Here is a 14,279-nt window from a genome sequence, read left to right on the forward strand (position 1 = left end):
TATTAATTTCTTTAATTTTTATGCCAAGCGATAGCAAGTGCTCAATTTTATTTTCACGTTACAACGCCTGACCTATATATATTCAAATCTTTATACTTTCTTCATACTGCGATAACGATGTTTATACATGAAAGATGTATAACTACAGGAGTATAGGAAGTGAGTCTGCTTAAAAAAATCTTTATGCTGTGGGAGTCTTCTGCAATACCTTCATCAATTCTGTTTCGTTGGTCAGATCAAGACGCAACGGTGTAATGGAAACCAGGCCATTATCTATAGCCCAACGATCAGTACCTTCTTCGGCAGCTTCGAGTGGCACAACGGTAAACCAGTAATGCTTGCGTCCCATCGGATCAGTGCCAGGTACAATCTTTCCATCGTATTGCTGCACGGCTTGTCGCGTCCATTTTATACCTACAGGATGTGGTGGAAAATTTACATTCACTAAAGAGAGATCAGGATTCTCCAGTAATAACGCTAATGTTTTTTCTACGTAGGGTGCTAATGCATCGAAGTCGGGTTCTGCTTTACCGGCCGGCGTACTCAGTGCTATACCTTTCATACCTAATAACACGGCTTGCTTCGCTCCTGCCAGCGTACCGGAATGCCACATGGAGTTACCGAGGTTGGAGCCCATATTTATACCTGACAGCACTACGTCTATATGCGACAAGTGTGAGCCGAGTGCCACGCAATCGGCCGGTGTACCATTGACACGATAGGCTTCTATATTTCCAAAATTAACGGGCGACTTTTTATAGAACAGCGGACGCGATGCTGTAATAGCATGGCCCATGGACGACTGCTCCACATCGGGCGCTACTACGCGAACTTCTCCGAAGCGCGCTGCTATTTTAGCCAGGCTTGCTATACCCGGACTATAAATGCCATCATCGTTGGTGATCAGTATTTTCATGTATATCCTCCTCCTGCGACATATAATAATATTCATACCAGGCACTATAATTACTCACACAGTGACGCGAAAGATATACATACTATGAAGTCTGCCAAGTTGATACACAATCCGAAAGCAGGAGAAGGCTCGGAAGTAGAACATAAAATTATTTCTTCTCTGCTAAAGGCCGGATATACCTGTAGCTATTCTTCTACAAAAGAAGAAGGATGGGAAAAATTAGAGTCAGGAGAAGAAGACTTCGTTGTTATAGCCGGAGGTGATGGTACGGTGCGAAAAGTAGTTTTTGAATTGCTGAATAAACGGCTGCCGATTGGCCTTATACCCATGGGCACTGCGAATAATATAGCGAAAACATTGGAGTTACCGGAAGATGCTGACACAATCATTCAGGGATGGGATGCAAAAAATATAAAATCGTTTGATATAGGACGCATCTATAATCTGAAAGAAGAAAAATTTTTCATTGAAGGTTTGGGCTTTGGTGTTTTCCCCAAGCTGATGCGCGCCATGGAGAAGGAAAGTAAAAAGGAACAAGTTCCGGACAAGAAACTGCGTACAGCCCTGGAGTTGCTTCATGATATTATACTGGAGTATGAAGAACGCCCGTGCCGTATACTGATTGATGATGCTGAATATACCGGCAGCTATTTGATGGCAGAAGTGATGAACACGCGATCTATAGGGCCGAACCTGAACCTGGTGCCTTTCGCTGATCCGGGAGATGGCGAGTTTGAAGTGGTGCTGATTGCTGCTGCACAACGCGAGCAATTCGCGAATTATATACTTAGTAAAATACTGGGAAAAGAAGAGCCTGCATTTTTTAATATACTCAAGGCGAAGAAGCTCAAGATATACTGGGAAGGTGTACACCTGCATGTAGATGATGCGTATATAAAACTGGCGAAGGCCACGGAGATAAAGATTGAGTTGCAGGAAGACGCTGTACGTTTTTTGAAATAATATTTCCCGCAGATCTCACAGATTAACGCAGAACGTTTAAGCAGAAAGTTGAGAGACTAAAAGTAAAATGCCAGGTGCGCTTCGTTTTCAGCTTTACACTTTTAGCTGTTAACTTTCAGCTTTCAGTTTAACACTATCAAAGTGCGCAAGCCACTCTAAAGCTTCGTGTTGTTTGTTGAACAGCTTTGTGGTGATGGGGAATTTATTTACGGCACCGAGGATGAGGTTTATATAGTATAGTTTGAAGGCGTTGCCGTTGGTTACGATAGCGGCTCGTTTCAGGCCGGCTTCCACTGCGCGTGGCATCATCTCCTTCTCAAACCACTTACGATTGTCCGGACTGATAATTCCCTGCCGGGATATATCGGAGAGCATACCGTCTACCGGATATTTTTTTCCATAGTCGAGCATGGCGAGGAAGGGTAATTTATACTCTTCAGTGGTTGGGCTTCCATCCCAAACCAGCACCAGCAATCGTTTTTCAGGGTAATAGGTTACTGAAGCATATGCGGCTTCAAATACTTTTGGGTTCATACTACCAATTTACGAAATTATTTTGGTGAAGTATACATTCTTCCCGTCAGTATATATTTACTATGCGTTCAGATCAACAGTATAATCTTACCGATATGCTCGCTGCTTTCCATTAACCGGTGTGCTTCGGCCGCATCGCGAAGAGGAAGTGTTCGGTATATAACAGGTTTTACGGTACCGGACAAAAGCCAGGGCCACACGTACTTCAGCAGACTATCGGCCACAGATGCTTTAAAGGCAGTACTTCGTGCCCGCAATGTGGAACCGGTAACGGTTAGGCGTTTCTTCATGATTAACGAAAGCTTTACAGAAACTTCATCGCCGCGCATACTATTGATGAGCACGAGGCGTCCTTCTTCAGCCAGTATATCGAGGTTATCAGCTGTATAGTCGCCACCGATCATATCGAGAATAACATCTATACCTTTCCCCCGTGTTTCCTGCAAGATTACATCACGAAACTTTTCCTTTTTATAGTTGATGGCTCTGGTTGCTCCAAGCGATTGGCAGTACGCACATTTCTCTTCGCTGCCCGCAGTAGCGTATACGTTGGCTCCAAATGCTTTTGCCATCTGGATCGCTGCTACTCCTATACCACTGGAACCACCATGCACCAGCAAATTCTCTCCCGGCTGAAGTCGCCCTCTGTCAAACACATTGCTCCATACGGTAAAGAATGTTTCGGGCAATGACGCTGCTTCTGCAAAACTCAGGTTCGAGGGAATCAGAAGGCACTGTCCTTCGGGCACAGCACAATACTCTGCATAACCGCCACCTGTGATCAATGCACACACCTGGTCGCCAATCTTCCACCGTGTAGTGCCTTTACCTATTGAAACTATAGTGCCGGCTACTTCAAGGCCCGGTATATCCTGCACAGCTCCCGGTGGTGGCGGATAATATCCTTTGCGTTGAATTACATCGGGGCGATTAACACCGGCAGCTGCCACCTGTATCAACACTTCTCCTTCACCCGCTTGTGGCTGCACGCGTTCCTGCAATTGCAATACTTCAGGTCCTCCCGGCTTCTCAATAACAATGGCTTTCATATACTATATATCGCGGTGTCTTTTTACGAATATACGCAATTAGCGGACAGCAGGAAGTTGAAAGTGTAAAGCTGAAAGCCGGTATGCGGTGAATATGCTTTATGCTTTATGCTTTCAGCTTACATTCTCTTTGTTATTCGGTGAGTTCTGTGGGAAATAAAAAAGCTGAAGTATAAAGCAGAAAGCAAGTGCACATTGGTATTTACTTTAAGCTTTGCGCTTTCGACTTAGATCCTGTTGAAAAAATTTCAAAGCAAAGTATAGCCTAATTTACTGCTGCATATTAAACAAAGCAGGTATATCAATTTTCTTTTTGCGATCAATGTACATTATCCCGCGGTCAATATTTTTAGTCTACCACTTAGTCTGGCAACGTAAATCATGTTATATAAATGACTACCATATTGTACTCTATACTTCTGCATATTTCCAATGCTATCATTCTAATCTTGCCGGCAGATGTATACCACGTCTCACAGAATTATGAAACGATTTATTATTCTTGTTTTTGCCGGACTTGGATTTCAGGCACAGGCACAGGATCTTGATTCTTTACTGAACATAAGTGCCTATACGCAGGAGAGCGAACTGCAGGAACAGTTGAACCATGCTACTACGGTTGCTTCCGGCAAAGCCCTTACCACACGCGAAACGCCCGGTATCCTGAGCGTTGTAACGGCTGATGAAATTCAAAAAGCCGGTGCACGCGATCTCACGGATATACTTCGCCTTATTCCTGGCTTTGATATAGCCCAGGATCTTCAGTTTGTAGTTGGTGCCGGCATGCGCGGTAACTGGGCGAACGATGGCAAGATCCTAATTCTGCTGAACGGTTTCCCGATGAACGATCTGCTATACCAGAAGAATGCATTGCTCAATCATTTTCCCGTAGATTTTATTGAACGCATTGAGATCATTCGCGGCCCGGGCTCTGCCCTTTATGGTGGGTCTGCAGAGTATGGTGTTATTAACATTATTACAAAATCCACCGAGAGCCTGAATGGTATCGCCGTAACAGGCGCGGGCGGTGTAAGCCGTGATTCGTTGGGTCGTGCTAACGCAGGCGTAATGGCTGTGCAGCATGGTAAAAATATGTCGTGGGATATATCAGCCTATAAAGGTAAAAGTATAGTAAGCGATCAGTCGTATCAGAATATGTCAAAGCGCGGGCCGGCACAGGATCTTCGCAGAACTTCATATGCTGACCCGGTAAATATGAACCTGGGCTTACAGTATAAAAATCTTTCGTTTCGCACCATGTATGATACATACGATGTGAGTGAGCCCAGCGTAAAAACTTCTTTCCAGCAATACTTCGCCACCCTTAAATATGACTGGAAGGTGGCTCAAAAAATTACGATCACACCACAGATAATGTTTACGCATCAGACTCCCTGGAGCACGTGGAATAAATCTACCAATGCCTATACATTCCGAACACAGGCTTCGCGCGTTACCGGCAACCTGCTGGTGAATTATGATGTGAGCCGCAAGATCAACATCAACGCTGGTGCACTTTACTATCACGATAAGGCCGAAGACTTGCTGAAGAGCAATCACTATAACGGCAGCAATTATATGAACCTCTATAATTATGCAGTCTTCGCGCAAGGTTTGCTGGTACATCGATTAGCGAATGTTACGCTGGGATTTCGCTACGAAAAGAATAGTCGCACAGACGGAGCGTTTGTTCCGCGACTGGCATTAACCAAGAAGATCGAGAACTTCCACTTCAAGGCATTATATAGCGAGGCATTCCGTACACCTTCTATCGAAAATATAGTATTGGCACAAAACGGAAAGATCAGTCCCGAAAGAACCCATGTCTTTGAACTGGAAGTAGGCTATCAGTTCACACCTGAAATGCTCATTGCGGTAAATGGCTTTAGTCTCAACAACCACAACGCCATTATTTATGCAAACGAAGAACAGATGGATGGAAGCTTTATAAGCTATTACTCGAACTATAGCAAAACCGGTACACAAGGCATTGAAGCGATCTATAGTATACGAAAAAAGAAATGGTATGTAAACCTCTCCTACTCGTATGCGCGGCCTGTACAAGGCAACACGGTTACCAGTTATACAATCTCGCTAAGCGACAAGCAGTACCTCGGCATGTTGTCGCACAAAGTAACACTCAACAGTAACGTTACACTGATAAAAGGGCTAAGCCTCAATCCTTCCGTTATTGTGGGCAGCAAACGGTATACCTATACGCCAAACTTAGGACCTCCGGCAGAAGGAACGCTTCCAGCCTATACACTGGTAAACGCTTTTCTGCGTTATGAACCGGCATCGCTTCCTTTTACCATTGGAGCAGGCGTGTATGATCTGCTGAACCAGCGCCCTGCCATACCACAGGCATACGATGGCGACTATGCTGCTATACCGGGCAAGAGCCGCGAGTATATTTTGAAATTATCTTATCAATTCAACTTCGCTAAAAAATGAAAAATAAAAGAAACTTCTTTTTCATTCTTATACTGATTGCTTCGTTTCACGCACATGCGCAAACAACCAATTATCAGTCGTATGCTGTATTGATACACGGACTTATTAAATATTCTGCCTGGCCGAATCAACAGTCGGAATTTAAAATAACGGTGCTTGGCAATTCCAAAGCTTACAGCGAGATGGAGAAAAGTCTGGCCGGTAAAAATATTAACGGCCACACGATTCGTGTAGATAAAGCGGAAGATATAGCCGGTATACAAGGCGCAGATATAGTATATATATCCGAAGGAAAAAGTAACGCTATTCAGGAAGTAGTAAAAGCGACCACTAACGCTGCTGCGATTATTATCACCGAACGCGAAGGACTTGTGCGCAAAGGTGCAGGCATCAGTTTTATTATCGTGGACAATAAGCTGCGTTTTGATATCAACAATACGGATCTTGAGAAGAGACAAATAAAAGTGTCAGCACAGTTTGCTTCACTCGCCAATGAAACGCTATAAATGCCGTTGGTACATACTATACGTATAATTATTCCAAATTAACAGACCATCACCACGCCTGCTCAATTCATTCAACGGGCATCTGCTTTCTTTTACAGAAATTTGATACATTTAGCTGTAAGCCGTTCGCGGACGCGAACTTCTGTTCTCTATTTTTGTGTAGTGGGCCAAAATGGCCATTCATTTATGAGTGATATCACGATCAACCCGAGCATGAAATTGTTAGTGGATACAGTGCAGGAATTATCGCTGGCGCGTGATCTCGAAACGGTAATGCGTATAGTTCGCACAGCTGCCCGCAAACTCACCGGGGCCGATGGTGCTACTTTTGTATTGCGCGATGGTAATTTCTGTTTTTATGCCGATGAAGATGCCATCGGCCCGCTATGGAAAGGAAGTCGTTTCCCGATAAGTATATGCATCAGCGGCTGGGCTATGCTGAATAAAAAAGCAGCCGTGATCGAAGATATATATGTGGATGATCGTATACCCGTTGATGTTTATCGCCCTACTTTTGTAAAGAGCCTTGCCATGGTACCTATACGCACCATTAACCCGATCGGTGCCATCGGTAATTATTGGGCAGAGCAGCATATTCCTTCCGAAGAAGAAGTAACGTTACTTCAATCGCTGGCCGATATAACAGCCGTTACGCTGGAGAATGTAAATGTATATAGCGAGCTGGAGCAGCGGGTAAAGGATCGTACACAACAGGTAGAAAGTGCCAATAAAGAATTGCAAATCGTAAATAAAGAACTGGAATCCTTTTCATATTCGGTATCACACGATCTGCGCGCTCCGCTGCGCGCAATCATGGGCTTTACCAAAATGCTGGAAGAAGATTATGAGAAGGTACTTGATGATGAAGGTAAACGTATACTCGGAGTTATTCAACGCAATGCAGGCAAGATGGATAACCTGATCAATGACCTGCTCAAGTTCTCACGCCTCGGACGCAAGGAAATACAAAAGACTTCCATTGATACACTCAAGCTTGTGCAAAGTACGCTGCATGAACTTAACACATCGATAGCGCACCGCGCTATTATACAAATTGATGCGCTGTTGCCTTCGTATGCCGACTATACTTTGCTGGGGCAGGTATGGACCAACCTGTTATCCAACGCTATTAAATACTCTTCGAAAAAAGAAAATCCGTTGATCGAGATCGGCTCCTATAAAAAAGATTCGGAGCATATATACTTTGTAAAAGATAACGGCACCGGCTTCGACATGGCGTATGCCGATAAATTATTCGGTGTATTCCAGCGACTGCATAAGCCTTCTGATTTTGAGGGCACCGGTGTGGGTCTCGCACTCGTGCAACGTATCACCGCCCGCCATGGCGGATCTGTGTGGGCAGAAGCCACGGTGAATGAAGGGGCTACATTCTACTTTTCCTTACCAGCGGAATGAGTGTAAAGCAAAAAGTGAAATGCGCTCTCTTTAAACTTTTTGCTTTACACTTTCAACTTTCATGCTATTGGCTTATGCGTATATCATCCAGACAAAAGTTCGCGGATACTTCCTGGCCATCACGGTTGGCGAAGATAAATACTACTGCGTTGTCCGTTGTTTGGGTTTTCCAATCGGCATACGTAGTCATATTCGGTATATTAAAGGATGATAACGGAATAGACATCTCAATCCAGCGTCCGGTTGGTACAGTGCCATCCTTCCACGGCTCGAGTATAACCGAGTAATTATCGTTGTTAAAAAGTTTTACCTGTATATATCCTGCTCCAGCCCAGGCGTTGACGGAGTAGAAATTGAACTTTAACGTCAGGTCTGATACCAGCGTAGCATCGCTGATCGTAGAAGACCATCCTGAAAACGCATAGCCATTCGCTTGCCACCACCCGGTATAGGCCGGTATAGTTCCTTTGAAGCGTTTAAATTTACCTCTCGAAGCCAGTGGTTTGTTCACACCATCTGTTGCGTCCGTTGTTCCGCTCCAGTCCCATGCACCCACACCATCGTGGTTGTAAAGTATCTTGGTGGTATCATTCAGTATGGTGCTGCTTTCTACTGTTGTCAGATTCGAAACTACTTTTACTGTACCGATCGCTTTTAAGGATGGCATTACAAAAGCAATCCTTGTCTTGCTCGTGTTGATGGTAAGTTTACTTGCGGGCACCTCCACATTACCGGGCAGTATAATTTTAGATATGCTGATGAAGTATTCACCGGCAATCACCATCGAATCGCCTGGCACCGGTATATCTGTACTGAATGAAGTAATATAGGGATTAACCGTAGCCTTATATGATTTTGTTGCCTGGCCACTTTCTGTTATTACCGTAACAGTGCCATCGGCATCACCGCCTGCCGGAATAGCCAGTGAAATGTTGCTATAGGTATTATCCACCGTAAAATCTGTTACATCGATCGCGTTTCCATTTACGGTAAATACAATTTTTTGCACCTCATAGAAATTCGTACCGGTAATAATAAACGGTTGCCCTGCAGTAGCAGGCATGGTATAAGTAAGATCTGTAATAGTTGGTGTTGGCGACAGGAAAGTAAAATCAAATGTAGCCGTACCCGAAGCCGTAATGATCCGGATCTGGTTGGGCAGTGAAGAATCGGTACCTTTCAACGGAAGATCGTCCGGTATAGTAACGATCATACTTTCACTCTGAATATAGGCCTGGTTGACCTCTACAGCTGTATTGTTCAGCATCACACTTTTCACCTCAATGAAATTTTATCCTTCCACCACCACCGTTGTTCCGGGAAAAGCCTGGGTAAAGGTGCTGTCTTTTTTGGTAGGATCTACCAATCGTACATCGGTAATCACCGGGGCAGCACGCTCGTCATCGCGACATGAATTTAGCAAGTAACATCCTGTAAGCAACAGCACCGGAAGTATACTCTTTATGTAAAAATTTCTCGTCAATATTTTCATACAGTTCGATTCAGTATATAGATCCAAAGTATAGATAGGTTGTGTCAATCAGCTTCTGCAGTTAATCAAACACATAGGGCACCGGTTCCTTCTTCAGGTTCGGGGCCCGCTCCAGTTCCGTTGTTGGTATAGGTATAATAAAATTAGAGGCGCTGGCAGTTATCTTCTGCGATAAAGTTACCGCTACCGTCCAATCGATTGGATCAGGATATGTCTGAGCATCGCCATTCCGATATACTGGTGTAATGGTATAGTAACCACGTTCCTGGTTGCTCAACATGGTATAAGCTTTCTCGGGATCGTAATAATGCAGTCGCACAAAGTCGTACCACAACTGCCCTTCCATGGCAAACTCCAATGCACGCTCTTCAAAAATATCATCCCATGTTATGGACGTTACTGCCGTGAGGCCGGCACGCAAACGCACTGCGTTGAAATACTTCAGTGCCTCTCCATCGCTGGTTGACGATTGTGTGCCCAGTATAGCTTCTGCATATACCAGGTATACATCTGCCAGGCGCAACATATAGGTGTTGATGCCGGTACGCTGATAGAGTACTTTGCCATCGTTATCTTCCGGGCGGCCCACTACATATTTCTTTATCCATGCGCGTGTACTGTTACTACCATTGTTCTGCGGCACATGCAACTCCTGCACTATATCATCGCCAGCAGCATTCTTGGTCTTCTGATGTATATAACTATAGTGATCGCCCGGATACATGAAGGTTGCCTTTCTGCGTTTATCGTTGCTGACATATTTCTCCAATAAATAATAGGAAGCACCTAAATCTCCGCCCCAACCATCGCTAAAGCTTGTTATATCCGAACTATACGCGAGATACGACTGCACGCTGTTCTGTGTTCCCCACGTACCGTTATATATCCACTGCAACGCGACCAGGCCCTCGCTGTTATTGTTGTTCTTCATCTTGAAGAGCTCTTCATAATCTGTTAGCAAGGTTGCTCCGCTGTTGTTGATCACCTGCTTTGCATAGTAAGCAGCGCTATCCAGATCGCTTTCACTGCGAGTACCGCTTATACCTGCACGGGTCAGAAACATTTTGGCAAGCATACCCTGTGCTGCATATTTGGTAAGACGCCCCTCTGCTGCTGCTGCTGTCGGCAGTGTTTTGGCTGCATAGCGTATATCGCGTATCACAAATTCCCACACTGTCTCAACCGTATTACGTGTAATGGATGTATCCTGCAATAATGCTGCGTTGTTGGTAATGATCGGCACTGCCCCCCAGTTCTGCACCAGGTACGAGTACGCCAACCCGCGCATGAAACGCGCTTCTGCCGTTGCATATTGTTTGGTAGATTCCGGCACACTTGCACTGGTATAGGTTGCTATATCATTTATAACTGCGTTGGCCTGCCCTATAACATTAAACAGTGAATGCCATGCATTGCTGTTCTCTTCGGTGGCACCATTGGTACGGAAGAGTATATTATCCATCTGGTTGGCAATGGAAGTCATCGCCCCTCCCCGCGCATCGCCTATACCATACGAAGCGCTCGTGTTATAATCGTACCACACTATATTGTAGAGTGGCGCAGTAGCCGCGAGCACTTGCTCAGAAGTCTGGTAAAAATCCTCGTTGGTTACAGTGTCCAGTGGTTCACGATCCAGGAAACTTTCCTGGCAGCTTATCACAATAAAGCCGAGCAACAGTACCGCTACCGACCGGCAGGTCATATATATCTTTTTCATGTCGATTTTTTTCATATACTATAATTCCACCTGAATGCTGAAGGTATATACCGGTGTGAGCGGGTACCGGCCATAGTCTACACCAATCGCCTGGTTGCCGGCTGCTACATTCGACCCAACGTATGCGCCTACTTCCGGATCATATCCTTTGTAGTGTGTAAGCGTTGCCAGGTTCTGCGCACCAATGGCTACATGTATGTCATTTACAAATCGCTGCCGGGCGATTAGTGCTTTCGGTATAGTATATCCTAACTGCACATTTTTCAATCGCACGTATGAACCATCCTCTACAAAGCGGTTGGTGATGCGGATATTGTTTCCATTCGCATTTGTGCTTAAACGGGGTATATTGGTACCGGCATTTTCCACATACGGATTTCCCTCCGTATCTGTCCCTATGCGCGCATAGTTTAGATCTTCTCTGAAAACATTCAGTCCCAGATTTACATTAGCCTGATTGCTGCCGGCATAGCGTGCATAATTATATATATCATTTCCGTACGAGCCGGTGATGAATACATTCAGATCAAAACCTTTATAGGTAAAAGTATTGGTCATGCCGAAAAAGAATTTTGGAAAAGGGTTGCCAATAAAGGTGCGATCTTTCTCATTGATAACACCATCGCCATTTACATCTTTAAATTTCGTATCACCTACCCATACGCCATTGGTCGCTGCAGGAAGACGATTGCCATCGGTGCCCAGCGGAACCGCGCTTGCGTTGATATCAGCAACAGATTGAAATATACCTTCTTCCTGGTATCCATAGAACTGCCAGGGCGATTGACCTACTACGGCACGTTGTGTAAAATTATTCATATACCACGACACGCGATCTACTATAGCCGAGTTGGAATATAGCTTGGTAATTTTGGTACGAAAACCGGATATATTAAAACCGGTTTTCCAGGTAAAGCCCTGCTGATCCATATTTACGGTGTTTACCGTAAAGCTATAGCCACGGTTTTCCAATGCGCTGATGTTTTCAGTAGGCGCTATGATCGATCCATTACCCGTTGTACCCATATAGTCGGGAATAGGGTTTGTCATCAACAAGTTGTTGGTTTTCTTGATATAGAAATCACCTTCTATGTGTATCCGATCGCTTAACAGGCCAAGGTTAAACCCAACGTTATAGGTAGTGGTCTGTTCCCACTTCAAGGTATTGTTACCATATTGACTGGTGATAAAACCGCTGCCCCACGGAGAACTTACCGGGCTCATCGGTGTATAGGTTCCACCATTTCCCTGGTTACCGGTTACACCGGCTTCCGCGCGAAGTTTCAATTCGCTAATGGTTGGTATGGATTTCATAAAAGGTTCTTCGGAGATACGCCACGCAGCAGAACCGGAAGGAAATATACCCCAGCGATTACCTGCTCCGAAATTGGAAGAACCATCGGCACGCATAGCCAGCTGCACGAGGTATTTCTTGTTGAATATATAGTTTACACGACTGAAGTACGACTCCATTGCCCATACACTCTGGTGGCTATCATTGGTGGACGCACCACTGTCTCCTACATTGAGATCAAGCACGTTGCTGGTAACAAAGCCTACACGTGTACCCGAAAGTGTTTTAGCCTGCGCTACCTGCGCTTCATGACTTGCCATGATGGATAGCTCGTGCACACCAAAGTTGCGGGTATATTTCAATAACTGGTTCCAGTTCCAATATGTACTGGTTACATCGGTAGAAGTAAGAGAGGCAACTTCATTGGTCTGTTCGCCCAGCGTATACATCGGCATAAAATATACCGAGTTGCCTGTACCAAAATTCCCGTTAACGGATGTTGTGAAGGTAAATCCTTTTCCGAGGTCTATATCTGCATTCACGCCTCCCAGCATTTGACGTCTCCTATATTTATTCTGTATAAGATTGGAAATTGCCACAGGATTGGGCGGTGTAAATTGAACATTGTCTTCATTGATGGCATCGGCACCGCCCCAACTTCCATCCAGGTTTTTAACGGCTACGTTAGGCGCAATGCGCAATGCATTCAACACTACATTTTCATTGGTAGCGGTTAGCTTATCATCCGTTTGGCTAACGTTCAGGGTCGCTCCCAGCTTCAGCCACTTGCGTGTTTGATTGTCGATGTTGAGTCGCAGGCTTCCGCGATCAAAACCGGAGCCGGTAATTATACCATTCTGATTTAAATATTCTCCCGACAGGTAGAAGGTTGTTTCTTCTCTTCCTCCGCTGAGACTCAACTGATGTTTCATCAGCGGTGCTGTTTTATATAGTTCTTTCTGCCAGTTTGTTCCTGTTCCCAATGCTGCAGGGTCCTGAAACGCCACCGGGCTTGCTATACCATCCATTGCGTTCTGATCCAGTCGCAACTGTGCATACTCTCGCAGGTTCAGTACAGGCAATTGCTTTGGTGTATTCTGCAAGCCATATTGAAAACCATAATGTACTTTCACTTCACCTGCTTTGCCGCGTTTGGTGGTGATGAGTATAACACCGTTAGTACCACGCGAGCCATAGATCGCTGTAGCAGATGGTCCTTGCAATACTTCTATATTATCGATATCGGCAGGGTTTATTCCTGCGAGCGGATCGGCCGAACTTGTCGCTCCAAACGGTACTGTACCCGGTGCGATCTGCACACCATCAATTACATAAAGAGGTTCGTTGCTTCCATTCACCGAGTTAATGCCGCGTATATTTACAGATACACTTCCGCCCGGCTGACCTGAATTTTGTGTAACATATACACCGGCTGCTCTTCCCTGTAAAGCCTGCTCGATCGTTGTATTGAATGTATAGTTGATCGCATCGACATCTATAGAACTCTGTGCACTCGAAAGATCAATGCGCTTCAATTCGCCATAGCCCACCAACACTACATCCAGTAACGCAGCCAGTGAACTGATATCTTCTTCCAACCCTACATCTATACGAGTGCTGTTTCCTACAGGCATTTCCTGCATGGTATACCCTGCTAATGAAAACTCCAGTATATCACCGGGTTTCGCTTCAATGGTATAATTTCCCTCTGCATCCGACATGGTCGCTGCAGTAGTTCCTTTCACCTGTACATTTACTCCCTGCAATCCGTTTCCCAGCGATGGGTCCGTAATTCGTCCGCTAATCAATTGCTGAGCGGCAGCGTTCAAAAAACAAAGCATCAGCAAGCACACCGGTAACATCCGGTATAGTCTGCCCCTCCCTACATTCTGCGTAAAATTTATCCTCATTGGTACAATTTGATTTTTCAGTTAGAGA

At 45.0% G+C, this 14,279-nt stretch carries 11 protein-coding genes; 4 read left to right on the plus strand and 7 right to left on the minus strand.

Annotated features, from left to right (window positions below; translation table 11 throughout):
- Positions 1-181: 181 nt before the first annotated feature.
- Positions 182-916, minus strand: a complete 735-nt coding sequence (gene surE / locus VIN08_RS04155; RefSeq protein WP_331960662.1) for a 5'/3'-nucleotidase SurE — start codon at positions 914-916, stop codon at positions 182-184.
- Between the two features lie 84 nt (positions 917-1,000).
- On the opposite strand from surE, the gene VIN08_RS04160 reads away from it, so the two are divergent.
- Positions 1,001-1,879 (plus strand): diacylglycerol/lipid kinase family protein, encoded by an 879-nt coding sequence (locus tag VIN08_RS04160; protein WP_331960665.1) that lies wholly within the window; start codon positions 1,001-1,003, stop codon positions 1,877-1,879.
- Between the two features lie 108 nt (positions 1,880-1,987).
- Here VIN08_RS04160 and VIN08_RS04165 read toward each other — a convergent pair whose 3' ends face one another.
- The gene (locus VIN08_RS04165) at positions 1,988-2,413 is read right to left on the minus strand and encodes a hypothetical protein (protein ID WP_331960668.1); all 426 of its coding nucleotides are present in this window, start codon (positions 2,411-2,413) and stop codon (positions 1,988-1,990) included.
- Between the two features lie 68 nt (positions 2,414-2,481).
- On the minus strand, positions 2,482-3,462 hold the full coding sequence (locus tag VIN08_RS04170; protein ID WP_331960671.1) for an NAD(P)H-quinone oxidoreductase: 981 nt from the start codon (positions 3,460-3,462) through the stop codon (positions 2,482-2,484).
- Positions 3,463-3,945: 483 nt separating this feature from the next.
- On the opposite strand from VIN08_RS04170, the gene VIN08_RS04175 reads away from it, so the two are divergent.
- From VIN08_RS04175 to VIN08_RS04185, 3 genes are all read left to right on the plus strand, one after another.
- Entirely contained in the window at positions 3,946-5,916 is a 1,971-nt protein-coding gene (locus tag VIN08_RS04175) for a TonB-dependent receptor plug domain-containing protein (protein WP_331960674.1), read from the plus strand.
- On the plus strand, positions 5,913-6,422 hold the full coding sequence (locus VIN08_RS04180; protein WP_331960677.1) for a YfiR family protein: 510 nt from the start codon (positions 5,913-5,915) through the stop codon (positions 6,420-6,422). The genes VIN08_RS04175 and VIN08_RS04180 overlap by 4 nt, the downstream gene beginning before the upstream one ends.
- Before the next feature lie 186 nt (positions 6,423-6,608).
- Positions 6,609-7,838, plus strand: coding sequence for a sensor histidine kinase (locus VIN08_RS04185; RefSeq protein WP_331960680.1), 1,230 nt, complete (start codon positions 6,609-6,611; stop codon positions 7,836-7,838).
- Positions 7,839-7,902: 64 nt separating this feature from the next.
- Here the strand turns inward: VIN08_RS04185 and VIN08_RS04190 are convergent, their stop codons facing one another.
- The 4 genes from VIN08_RS04190 to VIN08_RS04205 all read right to left on the minus strand — a co-directional run bounded on the left by VIN08_RS04190 (position 7,903) and on the right by VIN08_RS04205 (position 14,251).
- Positions 7,903-9,117 carry a glycan-binding surface protein gene (locus VIN08_RS04190; protein ID WP_331960683.1) on the minus strand — a complete coding sequence of 405 codons (1,215 nt, stop codon included), beginning with the start codon at positions 9,115-9,117 and terminating at the stop codon, positions 7,903-7,905.
- A gap of 12 nt (positions 9,118-9,129) precedes the next feature.
- Positions 9,130-9,330: a hypothetical protein gene (locus tag VIN08_RS04195; RefSeq protein ID WP_331960686.1), complete on the minus strand. Its 201-nt coding sequence runs from the start codon at positions 9,328-9,330 to the stop codon at positions 9,130-9,132.
- Positions 9,331-9,391: 61 nt separating this feature from the next.
- Positions 9,392-11,047 carry a RagB/SusD family nutrient uptake outer membrane protein gene (locus VIN08_RS04200; RefSeq protein WP_331960689.1) on the minus strand — a complete coding sequence of 552 codons (1,656 nt, stop codon included), beginning with the start codon at positions 11,045-11,047 and terminating at the stop codon, positions 9,392-9,394.
- 18 nt (positions 11,048-11,065) lie between these two features.
- Positions 11,066-14,251 (minus strand): TonB-dependent receptor, encoded by a 3,186-nt coding sequence (locus VIN08_RS04205; RefSeq protein ID WP_331960692.1) that lies wholly within the window; start codon positions 14,249-14,251, stop codon positions 11,066-11,068.
- Positions 14,252-14,279 lie beyond the last annotated feature (28 nt).

Source organism: Ohtaekwangia sp. (assembly GCF_036568665.1).
GTDB lineage: Bacteria > Bacteroidota > Bacteroidia > Cytophagales > Cyclobacteriaceae > Ohtaekwangia.